At 67.2% G+C, this 21,676-nt stretch carries 19 protein-coding genes; 3 read left to right on the top strand and 16 right to left on the bottom strand.

Translation table 11 applies throughout. The features are described 5' to 3' along the window. Positions 1-18: 18 nt before the first annotated feature. The 16 genes from ACF8O7_RS22235 to ACF8O7_RS22160 form a co-directional block, all read right to left on the bottom strand. Positions 19-558, bottom strand: coding sequence for a hypothetical protein (locus ACF8O7_RS22235; protein ID WP_227472491.1), 540 nt, complete (start codon positions 556-558; stop codon positions 19-21). A 29-nt stretch (positions 559-587) separates the two neighbouring features. Next, a complete protein-coding gene (locus ACF8O7_RS22230) occupies positions 588-959 on the bottom strand; it encodes a hypothetical protein (protein ID WP_043790648.1) in 372 nt (123 codons plus the stop codon). A gap of 117 nt (positions 960-1,076) precedes the next feature. Then, on the bottom strand, positions 1,077-2,570 hold the full coding sequence (gene tssC, locus ACF8O7_RS22225; protein WP_016446990.1) for a type VI secretion system contractile sheath large subunit: 1,494 nt from the start codon (positions 2,568-2,570) through the stop codon (positions 1,077-1,079). 28 nt (positions 2,571-2,598) lie between these two features. Further along, the gene (tssB, locus tag ACF8O7_RS22220; RefSeq protein ID WP_012205675.1) at positions 2,599-3,141 is read right to left on the bottom strand and encodes a type VI secretion system contractile sheath small subunit; all 543 of its coding nucleotides are present in this window, start codon (positions 3,139-3,141) and stop codon (positions 2,599-2,601) included. 132 nt (positions 3,142-3,273) lie between these two features. Then, positions 3,274-3,696 carry a hypothetical protein gene (locus ACF8O7_RS22215; protein ID WP_046240104.1) on the bottom strand — a complete coding sequence of 141 codons (423 nt, stop codon included), beginning with the start codon at positions 3,694-3,696 and terminating at the stop codon, positions 3,274-3,276. Further along, complete coding sequence (gene tssA / locus ACF8O7_RS22210) at positions 3,693-4,718, bottom strand: type VI secretion system protein TssA (RefSeq protein ID WP_126311369.1); 1,026 nt, start codon at positions 4,716-4,718, stop codon at positions 3,693-3,695. Before tssA ends, ACF8O7_RS22215 begins: the two co-directional genes overlap by 4 nt. Positions 4,719-4,777: 59 nt before the next feature. After that, on the bottom strand, positions 4,778-5,482 hold the full coding sequence (gene tagF / locus ACF8O7_RS22205; RefSeq protein ID WP_016453379.1) for a type VI secretion system-associated protein TagF: 705 nt from the start codon (positions 5,480-5,482) through the stop codon (positions 4,778-4,780). Continuing rightward, positions 5,464-9,120: a type VI secretion system membrane subunit TssM gene (gene tssM, locus ACF8O7_RS22200; protein WP_126311367.1), complete on the bottom strand. Its 3,657-nt coding sequence runs from the start codon at positions 9,118-9,120 to the stop codon at positions 5,464-5,466. Before tssM ends, tagF begins: the two co-directional genes overlap by 19 nt. Positions 9,121-9,125: 5 nt before the next feature. Continuing rightward, positions 9,126-10,457, bottom strand: a complete 1,332-nt coding sequence (locus ACF8O7_RS22195) for a DotU family type VI secretion system protein (protein ID WP_043790650.1) — start codon at positions 10,455-10,457, stop codon at positions 9,126-9,128. Positions 10,458-10,478: 21 nt separating this feature from the next. Then, entirely contained in the window at positions 10,479-11,813 is a 1,335-nt protein-coding gene (gene tssK / locus ACF8O7_RS22190) for a type VI secretion system baseplate subunit TssK (RefSeq protein WP_016453380.1), read from the bottom strand. A 17-nt stretch (positions 11,814-11,830) separates the two neighbouring features. After that, the gene (tssJ, locus tag ACF8O7_RS22185; RefSeq protein WP_016446983.1) at positions 11,831-12,430 is read right to left on the bottom strand and encodes a type VI secretion system lipoprotein TssJ; all 600 of its coding nucleotides are present in this window, start codon (positions 12,428-12,430) and stop codon (positions 11,831-11,833) included. Between the two features lie 19 nt (positions 12,431-12,449). Continuing rightward, positions 12,450-13,238: a PP2C family serine/threonine-protein phosphatase gene (locus ACF8O7_RS22180; RefSeq protein ID WP_126311366.1), complete on the bottom strand. Its 789-nt coding sequence runs from the start codon at positions 13,236-13,238 to the stop codon at positions 12,450-12,452. Then, positions 13,235-15,394, bottom strand: coding sequence for a type VI secretion system-associated FHA domain protein TagH (gene tagH / locus ACF8O7_RS22175; protein WP_275823309.1), 2,160 nt, complete (start codon positions 15,392-15,394; stop codon positions 13,235-13,237). Before tagH ends, ACF8O7_RS22180 begins: the two co-directional genes overlap by 4 nt. A 51-nt stretch (positions 15,395-15,445) precedes the next feature. After that, a complete protein-coding gene (locus tag ACF8O7_RS22170; RefSeq protein WP_223275220.1) occupies positions 15,446-15,931 on the bottom strand; it encodes a TssQ family T6SS-associated lipoprotein in 486 nt (161 codons plus the stop codon). A gap of 8 nt (positions 15,932-15,939) precedes the next feature. Further along, positions 15,940-16,728, bottom strand: a complete 789-nt coding sequence (locus ACF8O7_RS22165; protein ID WP_392444302.1) for a PEGA domain-containing protein — start codon at positions 16,726-16,728, stop codon at positions 15,940-15,942. A gap of 9 nt (positions 16,729-16,737) precedes the next feature. Beyond that, positions 16,738-18,825 (bottom strand): serine/threonine-protein kinase, encoded by a 2,088-nt coding sequence (locus ACF8O7_RS22160; RefSeq protein ID WP_126311364.1) that lies wholly within the window; start codon positions 18,823-18,825, stop codon positions 16,738-16,740. Positions 18,826-19,440: 615 nt separating this feature from the next. Here ACF8O7_RS22160 and ACF8O7_RS22155 point away from each other — a divergent pair. The 3 genes from ACF8O7_RS22155 to ACF8O7_RS22145 all read left to right on the top strand — a co-directional run bounded on the left by ACF8O7_RS22155 (position 19,441) and on the right by ACF8O7_RS22145 (position 21,477). Next, on the top strand, positions 19,441-19,923 hold the full coding sequence (locus tag ACF8O7_RS22155; RefSeq protein ID WP_016446977.1) for a type VI secretion system tube protein Hcp: 483 nt from the start codon (positions 19,441-19,443) through the stop codon (positions 19,921-19,923). Between the two features lie 607 nt (positions 19,924-20,530). Continuing rightward, the gene (locus ACF8O7_RS22150; protein WP_126311363.1) at positions 20,531-20,743 is read left to right on the top strand and encodes a hypothetical protein; all 213 of its coding nucleotides are present in this window, start codon (positions 20,531-20,533) and stop codon (positions 20,741-20,743) included. After that, positions 20,740-21,477, top strand: coding sequence for a GntR family transcriptional regulator (locus ACF8O7_RS22145; protein ID WP_016453385.1), 738 nt, complete (start codon positions 20,740-20,742; stop codon positions 21,475-21,477). The genes ACF8O7_RS22150 and ACF8O7_RS22145 overlap by 4 nt, the downstream gene beginning before the upstream one ends. Positions 21,478-21,676: the final 199 nt, after the last annotated feature.

The raw sequence follows: 21,676 nt of genomic DNA, 5'->3' as shown, positions 1-21,676 counted from the left end.
GGTGCGGCTGCGCCCCGGTCAGTCGTCGTAGGAGCGGCAGCCCCAGCGCACGGCGTCGGGCGCCTCGCCGGCCACATGGCCGATGACGATGCGCGGTGGCGTCTCGTCCAGGCCCTTTCTGAGCGGCATGGCGCGTGCGTACTGGGCGGGCAGCTCGCCAAAGCCTTCAAGATCCCAGCTGCTGCGCGCCTGCGGCCGGGCCTTGGTGCGCTGGACCAGCGCCTGCAGGCTGCCCGTGGCGCGCGCCGCGACAATGCTGCCGCTGCCGCCGCGCACGGTGATGGAGGACACCTGCGTGCCATCGATCTCCAGCGGCGTGGCAAACAGGTAGAGCAGGTCCAGGCTTTCGCCGGGCGCGCGGTCCACCACGGTCACGCCCTGCGCGCGCAGGCGCTGGGCGAGCGCTTCGTCGCGGCCATCGGGAAACTCGATGCGGCAATGCAGGGCGTCGGTGAACAGGGTGGTGATGTCCGCTGCCGTGGCAGGTGCGGCTTGCACCGTGGCGCAGGCCGTGCCGGTCAGCAGCAGGGTGAAGAAAGCTTTGGAACAGGCGTTCATGGCGTGGCTCAATGGGCGCATCAGGCGCATCAGGGATGGCGGTAGATCTTGAAAGCGGGCTTGTGGGTGCGGTAGCCGGGGCCTGCCCAGAAGCCGTTCTGCTTGAAGTCCGAGATCCAGACGCTTCCGTCGAACATCTGCATGTGGCCGGCGGGCGATGAGGCGAAGCCCTGCATCACGGCCACATCGCCTTTCTTGTAGCCACCTTCGGGCATGGCGTCGTAGCGTGTGAAGCCGGCGGCCACCAGGCTGGTGCCGTAGTCCTTGGCATCGCGCGTGCGCTGCAGTGCGATGCCGCCAGCGCCGATCGCATCGCGCACATAGCGCGCGCAGTAGCCGGCGGAACTGGCGCGGGCATTGGTCTGCAGGGTGGCGACGGCGTTGTCTACATTCCAGGGCATGAAAAGCCTCTCTGAGTTGGGTCCTGGAGGGGAAAGCTTCTCCAGGCCTGTTTCTTGTTATGGGGCCTGGCCCTGGTGCGAGCGTGTCGGCACCAGGAGCCAGGTGGGCGGACAGTCTTACTTCGCGCCCTGCTTCACGGAAGGCAGCTTGGACACTAGGCGCAGCGACACCGTCAGGCCTTCCAGCTGGTAGTGGGGGCGCAGGAAGAACTTGGAGGTGTAGTAGCCGGGGTTGCCCTCGACTTCCTGCACCTGCACCTCGGCGGCGGCCAGAGGCTTGCGGGCCTTGGTCTCCTGCGAGGAGTTGGCCGGGTCGCCGTCCACGTAGTTCATGATCCAGTCGTTGAGCCAGCGCTCCATGTCGGTGCGCTCGCGGAAGGAGCCGATCTTGTCGCGCACGATGCACTTGAGGTAGTGCGCGAAGCGGCAGCAGGCGAACATGTAGGGCAGGCGCGCCGACAGGTTGGCATTGGCCGTGGCGTCGGAGTCGTAGTACTCGGCGGGCTTGGCCAGCGACTGGGCGCCGATGAAGGCGGCCACGTCCGAGTTCTTGCGGTGCACCAGGGGCATGAAGCCGTTCTTGGCGAGCTCGGCCTCGCGGCGGTCGCTGATGGCGATTTCCGTGGGGCACTTCATGTCCACGCCGCCATCGTCGGTGGGGAAGGTGTGGGCCGGCAGGTTGTCCACCGCGCCGCCCGATTCCACGCCGCGGATGGAGGTGCACCAGCCGTAGTATTTGAACGAGCGGTTGATGTTGACCGCCATGGCGTAGGCCGAGTTGGCCCAGCAGTACTTGCCGTGGTCGCCGCTGTCGGTTTCTTCCTCGAAATCGAATTCATCGACCGGGTTGGTGCGCGCGCCGTAGGGCAGGCGTGCCAGGAAGCGGGGCATGGCCAGGCCGATGTACTTGGCGTCGTCGGACTCGCGCAGGCTGCGCCAGGCGGCGTACTCGGTGTTGGTGAAGATCTTGGTCAGGTCGCGCGGGTTGGCCAGCTCCTGCCAGGATTCCATCTGCATGATGGCGGGCGCCGCGCCCGAGATGAAGGGGCAGTGGGCCGCGGCGGCCACCTTGGCCATTTCACCGAGCAGCTCCACGTCCGGCGGGCTGTGGTCGAAGTGATAGTCGCCCACCAGGCAGCCGAAGGGCTCGCCGCCGAACTGGCCGTACTCCTCTTCGTACACCTTCTTGAAGACGGGGCTCTGGTCCCAGCCCACGCCCTTGAAGCGGCGCATGTTGCGGTGCAGCTCCTTCTTGGAGATGTTCATGACGCGGATCTTGAGCATCTCGTCCACCTCGGTGTTGGTCACCAGGTGGTGCAGGCCGCGCCAGGCGCCTTCGAGCTTCTGGTAGTCGTCGTGGTGGATGATGCGGTTGATCTGCTCGGACAGCTTGCGGTCGATCTCGGCAATGATGGCCTGCACCGTCTGGTAGGCATCGTTGGACAGCGTGATCGCCGAGCCCAGGGCCTGCTGGGCCAGCGTCTGCACGGCCGCTTCCACGGCTTCGCGGGCCTGCTCGGTCTTGGGCTTGAATTCCTTTTGCAGCAGGCTGCCGAATTCGCTGCCGGCCAGCGCCTGGGTCGATTGTTCGAGTTGGGTTGCGGTATTCATGACGTGCTTGCCTTCCTGATGTGCTGCCTCAAGCCTCGGATGCAGGGCCCGAGGCCTGCGGGGCAGTGATATTGGGCGCGGCTGCCAGCGACTTGAGCAGCGCAGGGTCCTTGAGCACCTTGCCGATCAGCTCCTCGGCGCCCTGCTTGCCGTCCATGTAGGACAGCAGGTTGTGCAGCTGGGTGCGTGCCTCCAGCAGCGAGTTGAGCGCGCCCACGCGCCGCGCGATGGCGGCGGGGGAGAAGTCCTCCATGCTCTCGAAGCTCAGGTCGATGTTGAGCTTGCCCTCGCCCGTCAGCGTGTTGTCCACCTGGAAGGCGACGCGGGGCTTGATGGACTTCATGCGCGCATCGAAGTTGTCGATGTCGATTTCCAGGAACTTGCGGTCGGCGATTTCGGGCAGCGGATCGACGGGCTTGCCCGACAGATCGGCCAGCACGCCCATCACGAAGGGGATCTGCACCTTCTTTTCCGAACCGTAGATCTCGACGTCGTACTCGATCTGCACGCGCGGCGCACGGTTGCGCGCGATGAATTTCTGACCACTCTTGCCGGTTTTGGTGAGCGACATGCGGGTGTTCCTTTCAAGAAAAAAATAGGTCGCAGAAGTAAAAAGCCTGGAGTCCCGCCTTGCGGCGGACCGAAGGGCTGAGGGCGCAAGAGGCCGTTTGGAAACGGTCAAAGCCGTGGAAAGGCGCAGATGTCATGGGGACGCTGGCTCCTTGAAGTCGAAGTCCGGCTCCAGCAGATCAGTGCAGGCTTCGCAATAGAGGTAGGACACAGAGCGTTTGCTCTCTGTGGTTCCCCAGCCGGTGCCGTCATCGATGGCCAGCCGGAATTCGCGGCCACCCTTGAAGCGCACGACAGCACTGGCGCTGCAACTACCGGTTTCATAGGCACGCGCGTAATTGAACTGGCTGCTGGGCCTGGCGTGGCGCAGGAAATAGCGCACACGCTTTTCGTCAATGCGCAGTGAATCGCAATGGATGCGGGGGTCTTCGCTTTTGGCGGTGCCGTCGCGGGTCGTGATGCGCTCGATGGCGCTTGCATGCCGTGCACCGGCATCTGCGAAGGCTGGCGTCGAGAGACCCACGCCCAGGGCCATGAAACAGCATTTGGCCTTCATGTCTGCTGCTCCTGCAGGTGGGCGCCCGTGATCACTTCCACCTGGGCCAGGCTGTCGGGCGACAGTTCGCGCAGGATGTCCATGAAGCCCATGCGCATGAAGCGGGCGGCGCGGCGGATGAGCAGGGGGGCGGGGTTGGAGGGCTCGGTGCGCTCCACGAAGGCGGCGATTTCCAGCAACTGGGCAATCGCCTGTTCGCGGTTGCGTGCCGGGGTGTGGGGGGTGCCGGGCGCGGGCTGGGATGCCAGGCCGTCCCCGGTGCCGACCTGTGTGGCCGGATCGGTTTCAGCGGTCGTGTCGGCGTCGCCTGTGGTCTGGGGCAGCCATTGACCGAGGGCCAGCAGCAGCTGGCGCAGGCCGTCGAGCTCGGGCTGCTGGTGGCTGGGCAGGTGCTGTTCGCAGCAGGCGCGGATCCGGTCGAGTTCCTGCAGCGCAGGGGTGACGGCCAGCAGGGTCTCGTGGCCCTCGGCATGCGCGCGGGCCGAGGCCATGCGCAGCTCGTCGGCAGTCAGGTGGGGCAGGTCCTCGGGCACGTTGCCCCTGGCCATCAGTTCGGCGTCGCGCACGCTGATCTGGCCCAGGGCTCCGCGCAGAAAGTCGGCGTTGCGCAGGTCGCGCACAAAGCCCGTCACGTCCGACAGGGTGCCCAGGGCGTTCATGCGCATGAAGTAGTCGTCGCCGTCCTCGGGCAGGGGGTGGACATGCTCCCAGTGGCGCTCCAGCAGGGCGGCGCACAGCTGCAGGCCCTGCAGCGTGCCGGGCAGGCCGTGCAGGATGGTCCAGGCACGGCACAGCAGCACGGCCACGCGCAGGTCCTTGGTGCGCTGCATCAGGGCCGAGGCCTGGCGCTCCACGTCGCGCCAGTCCGGTGGCTCGGCGGGGATGACGGTGTCGCCGAACTGCTGTTCGACCTTGCCCTGGGCAGCGCTTTCCATGGACTGGAAGTCGTTGTCATAGGTGAGGTCCGGGCCGCAGGGGGGCTCGGCGGCGGTCTCGGTCAGCAGGTCCTGGATATTGGCCATGGGCGGGATTCGATGTGGCTTGGGGTTTGGTGTGCAGGGGCAGTGCGCTCTATGCGGGTTCAGGCGCCCTTGAACAGCCGGGTGAACAGGCGGCGGTGCAGCACTTCGTGCTGGACCACTTCGTCAGGGGCGTGGCGCGGCGTGGCCGAGATCCACCAGACGGAGGTGGTGGAACCGGGGCGCATGCAGGCGCGCCAGTCCATGCGCGGCAGGCGCGCGGCGTTGCCTTGCGAGGCGCCCATGTCAAGGTCCGCCAGCAGGCTGTGGATGGAGGTGCTGTCCGGCGCGCTGCGCTCCTGCTGGAACGGCCATTGCAGGGTGGCCAGCCGCTCGTCGAGCTGCTGGGCCGACAGGGGCAGGCGCCGCGCGTCGATGAGCGCATCGCGTGCGCCGCTCAGAAAGCGTTCGATGTCCTGGTCCGACGCCGGTATGCCGGAGCTGCCGTCCACCGTGGCCATGATGGCCAGCGGAAAGAGCCTGCCGATGCGGTCGGAGCTGGGGCCGATCACGCCCACCATGGACTGGCCCAGGATGGAGGCAGGGCACAGGAAGAACCACAGCGGCGAGTGCACGAAGCGCGTGGACCAGCCATCGGCCGCATCGCTGCGCAACTGGTCCATGCCGTTGCGCAGCCATTCGTCCCAGCGCATGGTCAGTGCGTGGGGCATGCGCCGGCCGACGAAATCGCCCTGGCTGGGCAGCTTGCCCCACCAGGCGGCGCAGGGCCGCTGGACAGTCATGGCGTTCACAGCCGGTCCGGACATTCGAATTCCTCCATGGCCTTGAGCCGGAATGGGTTGAGAACGCTGCTGGTGGTGACTTCCATGCGCAGCTTGCGCCCGTCGATGGTGAAGATGGCCGTGAAGCGCTCGGGCGAGTTGCCCGGCAGGATCTGGGCGCGGTCGAACAGGCGGTGCAGGGCCCAGGGGCCTTCGGTCACGATGCCGGTGTTCTGCGCGCCGGCCGCCGTGATCTGCAGCCGGGCCTGGCCGGTGCCGCGCGTGCCGGGCCAGGAGACGGCCTTGGGGATTTGCGGGCCGTGCTGGTAGCGCACGATCTCGCCGTCCACGTCCAGCACCATCTGGGAGATGGAGGCGTCCATGTCCAGCGGCTTGATCTCCAGCCGGATGCCGGGCGTGTTGCCGCCTGCGCGGAAGAACACGTCGCGGATGGAGGCCGCGCGCTGGAAGGCGGCCAGCGAGGCAGAGCCCCCCACCGGCGTGCCGTCCACACCCTGCTTGAAGGTCCAGGGCACGGTGGAGATGTCCACCATGGTCTGCAGCTGGGTGCGGAAGAACTCGTCCATGGTGCCGCCGGTGGCGAACAGGCGGGCGAAGTCGTCCGTGGTCACGTCGCGCGTGGCGCTGCGCGTGAAGGGGTAGCGGCCCAGGATGGCTCGGCGGCAGAAGTCGCCGATGGTGGCGTTGAGGTTGCCGCCCAGCGTGCTGCGCACGCTGCTTCCCACGAAGGACGAGGTGGAGGTGGCCAGGGCCTCGTACATGCTGTTGAGCGGAGGCGGCACGCGCTTGGCCTCCGAGCGCACCTTCTCCAGCGTGCCGCTCAGCGAGGGAGGCACGCCGCCGCCCTGGATCACCTGCTGGCGCGCCGAGGCGATGACGGCCGCCGCCTCGTTGAGCACCTGCAGGCTGGCGGTGATGGGCGCCGGGCCCGAGCCGTTGCTGGTGGCAAGGCGCCGGTATTCGCGGAAGCGGAAGTCCACGATGTCGGCCTCCAGCGTGCCGGTGGCCAGCATGCCGCCCACGTTCAGCGGCTTGCCGGTCAGGCGGCTGAGCTGGTGCTGTTCCTCGCGGATGCGCTGCAGTTTCTCGCCCAGCCAGCTGCTGGTGCTGCCCGAGCTGCCGCCTTCCTGCTGGTCCGGGCGGCGGGCCAGCGTGGTCTCGCGGGCCACGGCGCGGATGAACTGCTCCAGGCTGGAGTTGGCGGACGAGTACAGGCGGGCCTGCTCGCCGGCCTGCTCCAGCGAGGCCGAGCGTATGGGGCGGATGTCGGCCAGGAAGGTCTCCCACAGGCGCGCGTACTCCATCAGGTACAGGCGCTTGACCTCGTTGGCCAGCTGGCCCGTGAGCACTTCCTGGGCCACGCTGCGCCGGCCTTCGGCCTGGCCCAGCACCCAGGTTTCCTCCTTGGCCAGCAAGGTGGTGACCTTGGGCAGCTCGTGCAGGAAGAGGCCGTGGTAGCCGTCATAGGTGAACAGGCCGCTGATGCCCTGGGTGAGCGGCTTGCCGCTTGCACGCGCAAAGACCTGGGGCGCCTCGGGTCCGCTGGCACGCACCACGCTGAAGTCGGGCGGCAGCTTGTCGCCGGTGTTCAGCAGCTGCTTGAGGCGGCTGTAGGCACGCTGGGCGGGCGACATCTGGGCCAGGCGCTGGCGCACTTCGGCGACCAGGTTGGCGTCGATGGGCTGGGCGGAGACCACCACGCGGCCGTCGATGAGGCGGTCCAGGTGCTCGGACAGCTGGTCCACCAGGCCGGCCTGCACCAGATGCTGGGGCAGGGTGTTTTCCCAATCGCTGCGCAGCCAGGCCTTGACGAAGGTGGCGTCGAAGTGGTCGGGCTCGTAGAGCATGAGATAGGCCTTGAGCGTTTCGTAGCTGGCCTCGGGGCTGCCGGTGCTGACCTGGCGCAGCGAGCGCGCGACATGGCTGCTCAGGCGCGGCAGCCAGGCGTCTTCCAGCAGGCGCAGGTAGGTGGCGTGGGCGGCCGTCTGCACCTTGGGCACCTGCAGCAGGCCCCAGCGCCAGCCCAGCGGGGCTGATTCCTCGAAGCGGCTGCTCTGCGCCACGCGCGCCGCGTGGTTGAGCATGGGCACCAGGGCGACCACGTTGTCGGGATCGGTGGCCTTGGATTCCTCCACGGCCTGGCGCAGCGTGCCGGCGTTGTCGGCCACTTCGTTCAGGTAGCGCTGGTTGTTCTCGTAGCTCAGCGTCCAGGCCAGGGCCGCGCCGCCCAGGGCCAGCAGCAGGGCGCACAGGCCGGCGGCCTGCATCAGGCGCAGCTGGCGCTCTTTCTTGGCGTTGCGCCCGGTCAGGCCGGACTCGTTGAACATCACGTCCTTGAACAGCGACTCCAGGAAGTAGCTGCGGCCCTGCTGGGGCACGGCATCGGCCGGCAGGCGGCCGCGCAGCGCAAAGCGGCGCGACAGGGCCGACATCACGCGGTCGAAGGGCATGCCCTCCTGCGTTCCGCTGGTGAAGTAGACGCCGCGCAGCAGCGGCTTTTCCTTGAAGCGCGAGGCGGAGAACGCCGCATCCAGCGTGTCGCGCACCACGTCCTTGAGGCCGGCAAACTGCTGGGGCAGTGCGTAGAGCAGGCTGCGGCGCGCAAGATCGGGCTCGGTCATCAGCCGCTGGGGCAGCAGGCGGTTGATCTGGGCGACAAGGGCGTCGAACTCCTCCATGTACAGGGCGCTGGCGGCCTGCGGGTCGCTCGCGGGCGAGCGCTGGGTCTTTTCGTCATAGGGGTAGGTGAAGCCCCAGACCTGGGCGCGCTCCTCGCGGCTCATGGCCCCGAAGAACTCGTTGAAGCCCGCCAGCAGGTCGCTCTTGGTGACCAGCACGTAGACGGGAAAGCGGATGGTCAGCTCCTCGCACAGCTCGCTCAGGCGCAGGCCGATCAGCTGGGCCAGCTGGGCACGCTCGGTATCGCTGCTGCTGAGCAGTTCCTGCACGCTGAGCGTGACGATGACGCCGTTGACCGGCTGGCGTCCGCGAAAGCGCCTGAGCAGCTGCATGAAGCCCTTCCAGGCAGCCTTGTCCTGCTCCGCATCGCTTTCCTGGGTGGTGTAGCGGCCGGCCGTGTCCAGCAGCACGGCCTGGTCGGTGAACCACCAGTCGCAGTTGCGTGTGCCGCCCATGCCGGGGATGGCGCGCTTGCCGAACTGGGCCGCCAGCGGGAAGTCCAGCCCCGAGTTGATCAGGGCCGTGGTCTTGCCCGAACCCGGCGAGCCGATGATCAGGTACCAGGGCAGCTGGTAGATGTAGCGCTTGTTCCAGCGCCCGAACAGGCCGCCTTCGGTCTGGCCGAAGCGGGTCTTGCTCAGCGTGTCCAGGGCTTCCTTGAAGCGGGACTCCAGCTCGGCCACTTCCTCGGAGCCGGCAGCGGGCGTGCCGTCCGCCTCGCGCGGCGAGGTCAGGCGGGACAGGCCGGTCATGAGGTGCTCGTTCATGCGCTGTGCGCGCCACCATTTCAGCAGCAGGCGCAGGAACCAGAGGATGAACAGGCCGGCGATCAACCACCAGCGCACGGTGGGGCTGCCCAGTGGCTGGTAGGGCTGGATGAAGACGAGGGGGCCGACGAACCAGATGAGCAGGCTCAGGGCCACCAGGCCCAGAAGCTCCAGCATGTAGCGGTTGAACAGCCATGAGGCGATGCGACGGATCATGGGGGTCAGTTCCTGGTCTCGGGTGCGGCAGGCAGGGCCTGCAGTTGCTGGTCACGCTGCTGGGGCGCGACCAGCAGGACGATTTCCACCCGCCGGTTCAGCGCCCGGCCTTCGGCCGTGTTGTTGGGGGCGACGGGGTCGCTGTCGGCACGGCCCTCGGCATGCAGGCGCTGGCGGTCGCGCAGCGAGCCGCCCAGCATCTGGGACACGGCCTGGGCGCGCTCCTGCGACAGGTTCCAGTTGGACGGGAAGCGCGCCGTGCGTATGGGCAGGTTGTCGGTGTAGCCATTGACTATGACCTTGCCCGGCACTTCGTCCAGCGCCGCGGCCACGCGGTGGATGACCTGCACGTAGCGGGGCTTGACGACGGTGGCAGCCGGGTCGAACAGGCCATCGCCGCGCAGGATGACGGTGCTGCGGTCGGCTTCGTCGCGCACGCTGACCAGGCCTTCGCGGATTTCGGGCTCCAGGAACTGGCGCAGCCGCGGCTTGATGGTGGCCACGGTGGCAGCCGCCGAGGTGCGCGGGAACCGGATCTCGTTGATGGCGGCGAACAGATCATCCGAGCTGTTGGACAGCCGGTAGCTGAACCACAGGTAGATGAAGAACGCCAGCAGCAGCGTGATGGCTGCCGCCACCCACAGCGGCACCATGGCCCAGGGCGGCGAGGCCAGGCGCTGCACGCCGCGCCAGTGCACGGACAGCAGGCTGCTGCGGTCGCCGCGCGTCGATTCGATGAGCTGCAGCAGGCGCGCCTTGAGCGTCTCCAGCTGGGCGCGGCCGTTGTCGATCACGCGGTAGCGGCCTTCGAAGCCCAGCATCACGCAGTAGTACAGCAGCTCGATGAGGTCGATGTGCTGGTGCGGCGTCTGCACCAGCCGGGCCAGCAGCTGGAAGAACTTCTCGCCGCCCCAGGTTTCGTTGTGCAGGGCCACGAGCAGGCTGTAGTGAGGCCAGATACCTGCGCTTCCCCAGGGCGTCTGGGCGGCGGTTTCGTCGAGCACGGTGCAGATGCAGTAGCGTGCGCCGATGATGGTTTCCATGGGCACGCCGCTGGCGCCGGCACGCTGCTCGAACTCGCGTATGTGTTCGAGCAGCAGCTGCTGCAGCGCGCGCGGGTCTTCGTTGGTGACCATGGCGCGGATCTGGGGGATGAGGTTCAGCAGCTGGTTGGCGGCGGCCACCAGCGGGTTGCCGCCGCTGACCACGTCGGGCAGGTTGGAGCGCAGCGGCTCCTGGCCGGCAGGCGCGGTTGCGCCGCTGGCTGCGCCTTCGGCTCGGCCCGCGTCGCCGTCTCTCCCCCAGGGCATTTGGTGGCTGATGTTGGAACTGTTCATGTCGGAAGATGCGTCGCGCCGTCAGCGGCGGATGGCCCAGAACTCCAGCTGCAGGTCGGGGAATTCACCGGAGACGTGCATGGCAAGGCCGCCGGAGCTTTGCAGCTGGTTCCACAGGTCGTGCGTGGTATCCACCTCGAAATAGTTGTAGCCCGCGTGGTAGGGAATCTCGCGCGGGGCGATGGGCAGCGGCCGCAGCGTGACGCCGGGCAGGTGCAGGTTCACCAGGTCGCGTATGCGCTCCACGGGGCCCAGCTTGGTCTGGGTGGGGAAGTGGGTGCGCAGGAATTCCGGCGTGGTCTGGGCATGGGCGGCCAGCACGAAGTCGCAGGTGGTCAGCAGCTCGGTGGACGGGATCAGCGCCACGCGCACGCCGTACTGGCGGTCGTGCAGCGGGATCTGGATGGCGTTTTGCTCCAGCACCGAGGACAGGCTGCGCCGCAGCTCCAGCATCAGTGGCGGAAAGCTGCGCCGCAGGTCGTCATGGTCGTAGGCGGGCAGCACCTCGGGGCGGCGGCGCTCGTGGTCGAAGGTGGTCAGCTCGGCGGCCAGGCGCAGCAGTTCCTCGAACAGGCGCTCGGGATGGATGCTGCCGGTGCGCACCCAGTGCTGGGCGGCGCCCGTCCAGTGGTTGATGAGCTGCAGCAGCAGGAAGTCGCCGACCTCGCCGATGCCGCCGCGCTCGGGCTGGATCATGCGCTGGGCCAGAACCTCGCCGCGCTGGCGCAGCAGGCCGTGGATTTCCTTGCAGAAGGTATTGAGCACCGAGCTGGGCCCGTTGTTGACCACGGTGGGAATGAAGCCGGGCTCCAGCAGCACGCCGCCGCTGGCCTGGCGCTCGACCACATGGGCCACGGGCAGGCTGACCCAGCCTTCGGTCAGCTCGTGGGCGGGGCGCAGGCTCAGGCGCAGCCGGCCCAACTGCACCTCGGCGGGCTGGGCGCCCACGTCGTTGCTGTCCGCCACTTCGGTCACGTCACTGAGATAGCGCGCGGGGCTTTGCGTGCCTTCGCCAAAGGTGACCTCGCTGCCCGACAGGCGGCGCAGCGGCAGGGCCAGGTGCACCACCACGTCCTTGAGGTCCTTGCCGATGTCCAGCGGGGTGGGCGCCTCGTCGTCGCCCGGCAGCTGGAACGGCGTGCCGTCGGGCAGTACGCCGTGTGCCGAGCGTATGCCCAGCTTGCCCATGCGCAGCAGATCGGTGTCCAGCTCCAGTTCCGAGAAGCCCCAGAAAAAGGGCTGTCCCGGCAGGCTGCGCGACTGCAGTTGCCGGAACAGGAAGCGCTCCTGCTGCTGGAAGTGCTGGGGCCGAAGGAACATGCCTTCGGCCCAGATGACTTTGCGTTGCCAGACCATGGTGGATAGATGTGCGTTTATTGGGATGCGGGTTGGATGCGCACGGTGACCTCCTCGCGGGTCAGGTGCACCTGGTAGCGCACGGGCTGCAGCTTTTCGGTGGAGCCCATGCCCCACCAGCGCCTGCGCAGCTCCACGGAGTTGGGCGCGGCGGCCGAGGCGCGCCAGGTGCTGCGCTCCAGATCGCGGTAGGCGGCGAACAGGCCGAAGGCGCGCACATCGGGGTTGCCCTTGCGCTCAATCACCTGGCGCTGGCCGGGCGCGATCAGGAATTCCTCGCGCCGCACGAAGTCGCTGCCCAGCTGGCCGTCGTCCTTGTCCTGCAGGTCGAAGAAGCCGGCGCGGTCGAAGGCGGCGGAGGCGCGCAGCTCGTAGATGCGCAGCAGCACGGGCTTGGGGATGCCTTCGCGGTCGGGGTTGATGTCCATGTCGGCCACCACCTCGAACACGGCGGCGGGCACGGCCGTGGGCGCCACTTCAGGCGCGCGGCTCAGGGGATTGAGGGAGCCGCAGCCGGCCAGGCCGGTCGCCATTGCCGTGCCCAGGCCCAAGGCGCCCAGCGTTTGCAGCGCCTGCCGGCGCGCTTGCGGTACATGCGGTGCATGCGATTTCCACATGGCTTCTCCTGTCTCGATATCAGTCATTGGTGTCACGCGGGCAGATCCACACCGTCAGCGCGCTGAGGTTGTCCTGGTGCGGATTGCCGCTGGATACGACGCGGCCGACCATGCGCTGTATCCATTCGTCGGGGCGCTGGCTCGCGGCCAGCAGCTGCTCCATTTCCGACTCGTGCATGCCCTCCCAAAGGCCGTCCGAGCACAGCAGGAAGACATCGCCGGGCTCCAGGGCCACGGCGGCGGAGCGGATGCTGGGCGGCACCTGGCCTTCGGCACCGATGGCGCCGGCCAGGACGTTGCGGTTGGGCAGGCGGCGCGGGTCGTTCTCTTCGTACAGGCCGGCGTGCAGCAACTGCTGCACCAGGCTGTGGTCTTCGGTGCGCAGGTGCATGCGGCCCGCGCGGAACCAGTACAGGCGCGAGTCGCCCCAGTGCGCCCACAGGGCGCGGCCCTGCCCTGGGTCGATGCACAGCACCACCACGGTGGCGCTCATGTGCATGCGCGAGGCCGAGGTGGACTGCTGGCCGCTGACGCGGTGCTCCGCCTGGGAAATCAGGGAGGCCAGGCTGGCAGGGGCGAACAGCGGGTTCTCCCGGAAGCCCTCCAGCACGGCCTGGACCGTGAGCTGGGCGGCAAGTTCGCCATGCCCGTGCCCGCCAGCCCCATCGGCCAGGGTGCAGCACAGGCCGCCAGCGCCCAGGTCCATCATGCCCATGGCGTCTTCGTTGCTGGAACGCCTGCCGCTGTGGGATGCGCTGGCCACCTGGATGCTGTAGCGGTGGCCGTCTCCGTCGAGGTAGGCGATCACGGCTGGCCTTTCACGGACTGCTCGGCGTTTTCGTAGGCCTCGACGAAGGTGCGGCCCGAGAAGGCCATCAGATCGTCCTCGGCATGGCGGCGCAGCACGTCGAAGTTGTGCTTGTAGTCGTCCCACAGCGCAGCCTTGCGGCCATTGGTCAGCAGCTTGTCCAGCAGGCCGGGGTTGGTTTCGGTGCGGCGCTCCAGCTCGGTCGGATCGAACCGGGTCAGGGCCTCGGCATAGGCTGCGCGGATGCCTGCCATCAGGGCCAGCTGGTGCACGTGCAGATCCTGGAAGGCGTCCTGCATGGCGGGCAGCGGCTTCATGAAGCCCGGGAAGGTCTGGTGGACCATCTGCATGAGCACGCCCTCGGAATTGGGCAGGAACTTGAGCGGATTGTTGGCGCCCGTGGCAATGATGGTGACGCCGGCACGGAACTCGCGCTTGATCTCGGAGCGCGCCGCCAGCAGGTCGATGGTGCCCTGCACGGCAATGCGCAGGGCTTCGCCGAAGGTGCGCATGAATTCGGGCGTGACCTCGAAATGGGTCTTGGCCGGGTTCAGGCCCGCGCCTTCCATGAAGGCCGTGGCCAGGGCCTGCAGGTCGGCGTGGGCGGCGCTGGCGGCCGGCTGGGGCTGCACCGGAGCATCGACAGGCGCGGCGGTGCAGGGCAGGGTGCCGACGGGAATGGCGGCGGCGCCCTGGCCGAGGATGCTGGAGGCTGCGTTGAAGTGGACGCTGGAGCTGGAGCTGGAGCTGGAGCTGGTGTTGGCGGGAGCGGTGGCAGCGCTTGCGGCAGAAACGATGGCTGGCGCAGCTTGGCCTGCGCCGGACTGGAAGATGTCCAGGTCCAGCCCGTTGGTGGGCAGCAGTCCGTCGAGCACGACGGGCTCGGCGGGGATTTCGGGGGCCGTCGCGGCAGCGGGGGCCGTGGCCATCGGTGCAGCAACTGGTGCAGCGGCAGGTAAGGGAGCTGGTACGGCAACTGGTACGGCAGTTGGTGCGGCCTGAACCTGTACAGGTTGCTGTGTCTGCGCCGCAGGCGCCAATGACTGCTCCAGGCCGGCCGGCTGGGCCGGCGCCGCTGCACCCTGTGCAGCAGGCTGCGCAGGCGGCTGCATGCGCGGCAGGTTGAAGGCCTGGCCCAGCTCGGAGCCCCGGCCCGATGCCTGTTGCAGCGGCGCTGCGTCGCCGGGCAGGCCGCCCTGGTCGAACAGCGCGAGCGGATCGAGCTTTTGCGATGCCTCGAAGCACGAAGGCAGGCCGGTATGGGAGGCGTCATGCAGTGCCTCGGTGCTCAGGCCCTTGAGGGGAAGCGTTTGGACCATGCCGTCATGGCGCTGCTGAATCAGCTCGCCCTTGCCGTGCGAGGGCAGGCCGGCCCAGCCTTCTTCCTGCTGCCGAGCCTGCTCGGGCGGCGGTGCAAAGGGGTCGAAATCATTGGGAATCAGCAGCGGGCGGTGCTGCGGCCTGGCCGGCTGCGGCATCGCCATGGCCGCTTGCTCGGGGGGGGGGGCACTCTCGGCAGAAGGCGCAGGCGGGGTCTGGATGTCATCCAGGCTCAGCGCCGTCAGGCCTTCCCAGGGATCGGCGATGCCGGCGGCGGCTGGAGGCAGAACGTCTGCCAGTGGCGCAGCTTCTGCCGGCCCCGTTGCTTGCGGCTGCAGCGGGCTGTCAACTGCGAGGGGCTGCTGGATCGGTGGCTGCGGGATTGCCGTGACCGGCGAGGGAACCGATGGCGTTGAGGGTGCTGAGGACGCAGAGGGCGTCACAGCCGCTGCAAATGCTGCGCTGGCAGGCGCCGGCCCGGCTGCACCGGGCGAGGCCGGTGCCTCGAAAGGCGTGCCCGGCGCCACGGCGGCCAGGGTGTAGGCGCCGATGCGGATGCGCGCGCCCAGTGTCAGGGCCACTTCCTGGCCCGAGCGCACGGGCTGGTCTGCCACCCAGATGGGATCACGCTCGCTCAGGTTCGCAACAAAGGCTCCCTCGGAATCGAGCCTGACCATGGCGTGCACGCGCGCCACGGAAGCGTCCGGATCCGAGATGATGAGCTTGTTCTGGCCACTGCGTCCGATCGTGCCGCCTGCCATGCCGAATACGGCATGCCAGTGGCGGTCGACCGCAACGCCATCGTGGTCCACGACCCTGAGTTCGATTTTGTCCATGGAGTCTTAGGCTAGGCAGTTTTCAGGAAGCGTCGGGGGCCTCGGCAGGCCTCAGGAGGCCTTGCGCGCGGGCGCCGGGCGCTTGTTGCGCAGCGCGGCGCGGGCATTGTTGAATTCCCGGCCCCAGGTGGGATGGCCCTTTTCGGCCTCGGTCAGCTGGAAGGTGGGGTCCAGGGCCAGGGCCATGTCGAAGTGCTGCCGGCAGGGCTTGCGGCGGCCTTCCACGCAGTGGCTGAAGGCGATGTACTTGAGCGCCTTGACCTGGCTGCTCATCGGCAGCTCCTGCGCGGTGGACAGGGGCGTCAGGGCCGTGATGGCATCCTCGTAGCGGCCGTCCACGTAGAGCTGGATGGCCTCGACCAGCTCCTGCTCCTTGATCACCACCGGGTCCACGGGCTTGACGGGCTCGACAGGCGCCTGCACCACGGGCGGTGCTGGCTCGGGCTCCACCGGCTTGGGTGCGGTTTCGCAGGCGGCCAGCCCGAAGGCAACGGCAAGGGCAAGGGTCAGGCGCTGGAGGGAGTGAGGGATATGCATGGACATGGTCATCGGGCATCAAAGTCATGGGAAAGGGTCACCGACTGGCCGTCGGTGATGCGGATCACCTGCCGATAGCTCTCGAAGCCGGGGTTGCGCAGTTCCACCGTGTGGGAGCCTGGCGCCAGCTTGAGCAGCACGACGGGAGGGGTGACGCCGGACGGCTTGCCGTTGATCAGCACGTTGGCCCAGGGGCTGACCCTCAGGCGCAGGTTGTGATCTGTCCGTGGCGTCTCAGGCCGTGCGGCCAGTGCGGCGGAGCGCACCGGGGCCGAGCCCGATGTCAGTGCGGTGATCGATGTGATCACGCGGCTGTTCAGTGCAAAGCCGCCGGCCGTGGGCGCTGCGGTTGCCACGCGCAGCCGTTGGGCGGCAGGGCAGCGCTGGGTCCAGCGTTCCTGGGCGCGGCTGTAGGCGTCCCGCCACGGCGTACCCGTGGTCTCGTAGGCCAGCAGCGCAAAGCCGGGGTGGGCGGCGAACGCGGCGTCGAAGGCGGCCTCGCAGCGCGCCCATTCCTTGTGCGTGCAATAGGTGTAGGCCAGGTACTTGTGGGCGGAGGCCCGCTCCATGGGATCCGCCAGCCCGCCAAACAGCGCAGCCTGCAGCGCACGCTCGGCCTGGGCCAGGTCGCGCGCCTCGAACAGCGCAATGCCCTGCGCCAGCTGCGGGCGTCCTGCCGAGCCGGTTTGGGCCGGCGCGGCCTCCTCGCATGCCGCCTGGGAATGCGCCAGGCAGGGCAGGCCGAGCACTGCAGTGCACAGCATCCATCGCCAGCGGTGGTTCATCAGTCGAGCCATGCGCCGCGCTCATTCGAAAAGATGGTTCACGGTCACCGACTCGCCCTTGGTGACCGTGATGGTCTTGGTCACCGTAGAGGCCGCACCCGGGTTGCTGATGTCGATGCGGTACTCGCCCTCCGGCAACTCCATCTGGGTCAGCGGCGGGCTGGTCCGCGCCGGGGCGCGGTTCACGGAGACATAGCCCCAGGGCACGACCCGGAACACCACCTTGCCCGTGGCCGCTGCGGGCTTGGCGGGGCGGGCTTCGGTCTTGGGCGGCTCGGTGGGCAACGGCTCGGGCACCGCGGCCACCGTGACGGGGGCGACGGGCGCGCCCTGCTCGGGCTGGGAAGGGGGGAGTTCAGCCAGCGCGGCCTGCTCCGGCGGGGTCATCGGCTGCACCTGCTCCGTGGAGGCCAGCGAGGCCTCGTTGAGCAATTGCTTGAGCAGCGCCTGGGCCTCGGTGCGGTGCTGTCCTTCGGGGAAGCTGTCCAGGTAGTCCTGCAGGCGGGCCAGGCTGGACTGGCTTTGGGCCTGCTGCCAGGCCAGGCTGTCGCGGGCTGCCAGGGTCTTGGCACGGGCCTGGTCCTGGGAATGGTCGTACCACAGCACGCCGCCGCCCGCGATGGCCGCCAGCACCAGGGCGCCGATCGCCATCGGCACGGCCATGCCGCTGCGCCTGGCCTTGGGCACTGCCTGGACGGCAGCGGCCGGAGGCTGCACCCCTGCGGGCGCGCCCTGAACGGCGGGTGCGGAGGCGGGCTGTTGGGATGCAGGCGCCTGCGCCTGAACCGGGGGCTGCGCAGGCTGAGCGGGGGGCAGTGCCTGGTCGATGTCGATGTACGGACCGTTGTCCAGGCCCATGGGATCGGCGGCTGATGCCTGAGGCGTCATCTGGGGCGCGGCTGCGGCTGCAGATGGCTGGGCAGGGCCGCCTGTTGCCAAACCCCCAGGCGTGGTGGGAGCGGGCGGCACCGGTGCGACCGTGGCGACAGGAGGGACCGATGCAACAGATGCAACAGGCGGGACCGCAGGCACGGGCATGGCTGTGGCCGCGGGCGCTGCCTGCGGCGCTGCTGCAGGAACGAAGATTTCCGTGATCGGCACGAAGCGCGGCGCCTGCACGGCTGCCGACTGGGTGGCCATGGCGGCCTGTACGGACGCAGGCGGCGTGATCGGGATGTAGATGGGGCTGGGTTCCCCCGGCGCAGGCGCTGCCCGGGCGTCGGTGGACAGGCCCAGCAGGCTGCGCAGCTCGGCAATGGATTGGGGGCGGTCCTGGGGGCGCACGGCCAGCGCCCGTTGCATGCCCTGCAGGAAAGCGTCGGAGTAGCCCGGGACCTGTTCGGAGGTCAGCGGCTGCATGGGATCGGTGACCATGCGCGCGACCGAGGTGGCCGGGATGCGGCCCGTGGCGGCCTGGTGGATCAGGGCGCCGACCTGGTAGATGTCGGTCCACGCGCCCTGGGGCATGGCGCCGTCGTCCACGTATTGCTCGATGGGCGCAAAACCGGGCTTGAGCACCATGGTCAGCGCCTGGGTCATGTCGCCGATGATGCGGCGCGCGGCGCCGAAATCCAGCAGCACGGGGCTGCCATCGCGCTGCACGAAGATGTTGTCCGGCGCGATGTCGCGGTGGAAGCAGTCTTGCGCATGCAGCACTTCCAGCACGTCCAGCAAGGGGATCAGCAGCGCGCTGAGCCCGGCCTGATCCATGCGGCCGGACGATGCCTTCAGCACCTGGCCCAGCGTCTGGCCCTCGTAGTGGCGCATCACCATGTAGGCCGTGCCGCCGGCTTCGAAGAAGCGGTAGACATGCACCAGGGTGGGGTGGGAGAAGCGCGCCAGCAGGCGGGCCTCGTTGATGAAGCTGCGCAGCCCGGCGTCGAAGGCGCCACGGTGCTGCGAGCGCACATGCACCTGATGGGAGCTTTGCCGTCCGGCCAGTGCCGAAGGCATGTACTCCTTGATCGCGACCTCGCGGTCCAGCGAGAGGTCACGGGCCTTGTAGACGATGCCGAAACCGCCTTCGCCGATGACATCGAGCACGCGGTATTCGCCAATCTGGACACCTGCCGGAAGGCAGTTGGTCGAACATGCTGCTTCGCTATCCATGCAATCCCACCCAAGATGTTGTTTCACACGCTGGCGGGCGAGGTCTGTCGCAGTGCCAGGGTGCCGAATCTGTTCGAGGCCATTGGACAAGCACAAAGCCGGCATCGCACCGGCAATCTGTCTATGCAACCGCTGGTTTTCCTCGATCAGCCAATTGTCTGAAGCCGGGGGCCAAAGACGAACGTCATGGACTCGTCATGAATACAAGATCGTATTTCAATCGGACTCCGAATGCGGCGTGAGTGTAGCTTGAGTTCTGCAAAAAGCCATGACACGTATCGAATGGATAAGCGATGGATACATTTTTTTTCAGATGTATCGGCCGTAACAATTCAGTCGGGCCAATTGTTTGTATTTTTCCGATCTTATCCACTATCATCGCGGCTCCAACAAAGGAGGGCGGTTCACGACAGTGAGGATTGCAGGCGATTGTCAATACATTCCTTGACCATCCAGGGTATGCGCCGCACTGATCTGAATCACATGTTCAGTGAATCGGTTTCGTGCGCTCTGCCCGGGAGTGGTTTTCCCCTTTGTTCGCGTGTGAACCATCCGATGCAGTCGGTCTATTGGGTTGCATGCGAACGTTTAATCCATTAATTCGAGAGGTGTGCAATGTCCGTTGATATGTTCATGAAGGTCGAGGGCGCCAGTGGCGAATCCCAGGATTCCAACCACAAGGGCTGGACCGACATCGACTCCTTCACCTGGGGCGCGACCCAGCCCAACACCATGGCCAGCGGCGGCGGTGCCGGCGCCGGCAAGGTGAGCTTCCATGACCTGAACGTCATCGCCAAGGTGGACAAGTGCTACCCCGCCGTGCTCAAGCACTGCGCCACGGGCAAGCACCTGGGCCAGGTCGACATCTCGCTGTGCAAGGCCGGTGGCTCGCAGATCGAGTTCACCAAGATCACCCTGACCGACGTCATGGTGACGAACGTGACCGTCAGCGGCGCCAACTCCTCTGACACCGTGACTGTCAACTACTCGTTCCAGGCTGCCAAGGTCAAGACCCAGTACTGGGAACAGACCAACCAGGGCGGCAAGGGCGCCGAGAGCCAGATGGGCTTCAACATCAAGGAAAACCGCGAAGCCTGAGTCTTCTTGCGCAGGCTTGCTGCTGCGGCAAACCCGCGTCGGATGCATCCGGCGTGGGTTTGCCGTGGATGCGCGGGAATATGGCCTCCATCCATCGATGGAGGCTTTCCAGTATGGAAAGCTGGAATCGAGCGGTGGATGGATATCGGGCAGGACGTGCCTTGTCTCTGCACGCGCAAGGCCGCTGCTAGCAGATTCACATGTCAGTTCCTTGACAGAAAGCCGCCTTCCATTCCTGTCAGAGGCTGAATGCCTCAATATCTTGCAATATTTAACAAATACACAAAACCATGGCCGCAGGCATGGGGAAATTGATGCGCTCGTTGCACCAGGTGTGTGCAGAAACTCTCTGGAAAAAATGGATTGGCGCAAATATGCGCAGGATTACCGCGAGTGGGTTCCTGTTGGTGTTGGTCCAGTCACTTTGAATGCCTGGTGCCGGGGGTTGCCAAACGCTATGGTGTGTATGGCCTTTGCGGCGGCAAGTCGCGGAGCATACACGAAGATCGGCCGTTGTCGAGGATATTCTTGTAGGTCCAATTATTAAAACGCAATTCGTTTCTTTAATAAATTCCACTGCCAACTTGTGTACAAGAAAGAGTACTAAATGCGTGAATGGACCATTGCCCATTGCCTGATCGCAAATCAGGCAATGGTATTGCTGCTACGGTCGGCGTATACCCTGTCTTCGGCCATGCGCGAGTCCGGTGTCGAAGGCAAGGCCTGGCCCTTCTTCAGGGCTCCGGGCATGTCGTTGCCAGCCCCTGGCGGCGGCCAGCGGCAAGGCCTGCGTGCTCCAGCAGGCGTGGCAGTCGCATGAGCATCGCGGTTGTTTCCTCGCCGGTGTGCGAGACGCGCCAGGGGCCTGCAAGCAGCGCGCATTCGCTGGCTGCGCAGATCTACGCCTGCCTGAAGAACGACATCTTCGATTTCCGCCTGCTGCCTGGCGACCGTTTCAGCGAAGGCGAGATCGCCACGCGCATGCAGGTCAGCCGCACGCCCGTGCGCCAGGCGCTGTTCTGGTTGCAGCGCGATGGCTATGTGGATGTGCACTTCAAGAGCGGATGGCAGATCAAGGCCTTCGACTTCAAGTACTTCGAGGATCTGTACGAGGTGCGCACCCTGATGGAGACCAGCGCCGTGGCCAGCCTGGTGGGCGAATCGCTGCAGTCATTGCAGCCGCTGCGCGAAGTCTGGTGCGTGCCCGAGGAGCAGCGCGAGACCGACCCCGCCGTCGTGGCCTCGCTGGACGAGGCCTTCCATACCGGCCTGGTGGCCGCGACCGGCAACCAGGAGATGGCGCGCATCCACCTGGACATTACAGAGCGCATCCGCATCATCCGCCGCCTGGATGTGATCAAGCTGCCGCGCGTCTCGGCAACCTATGACGACCATGCCGCCATTCTTGCCGCCATCGAGGCCGGCGATGCCGCGCTGGCCCAGTCCTGCCTGAAGCAGCACATCGCCGACAGCCGTGCCGAGGTCAAGCGCATCACCTTCTACATGCTGCAGACGGCGCGCGAGCGCTACGGAGCCCTGCAGCAGACGGCTTGATGGTCGGGATGGGTGGAACGGGCCTCTTCGGAGGCCCTTTTTCATGGGCGCACGGGCCGCTGGGCGAAGGCGGGCGTGCATCCGGCCCGGCAAAGGCTGCAAGTCGCGGGTAAGCGGCCCGCTTATCCCTGCATTGCGGCGGCGGCGTCCCGGTAGTCTCCCTGCCAAACCGTGGACGGGCCCTGCGCCCGCACCATCC

The organism is Delftia sp. WSY_16 (assembly GCF_043104415.1).
GTDB lineage: Bacteria > Pseudomonadota > Gammaproteobacteria > Burkholderiales > Burkholderiaceae_C > Comamonas > Comamonas tsuruhatensis.
The sequence above is the reverse complement of the archived record's forward strand: the minus strand, read 5'-3'. Positions and strand labels throughout refer to the sequence as shown.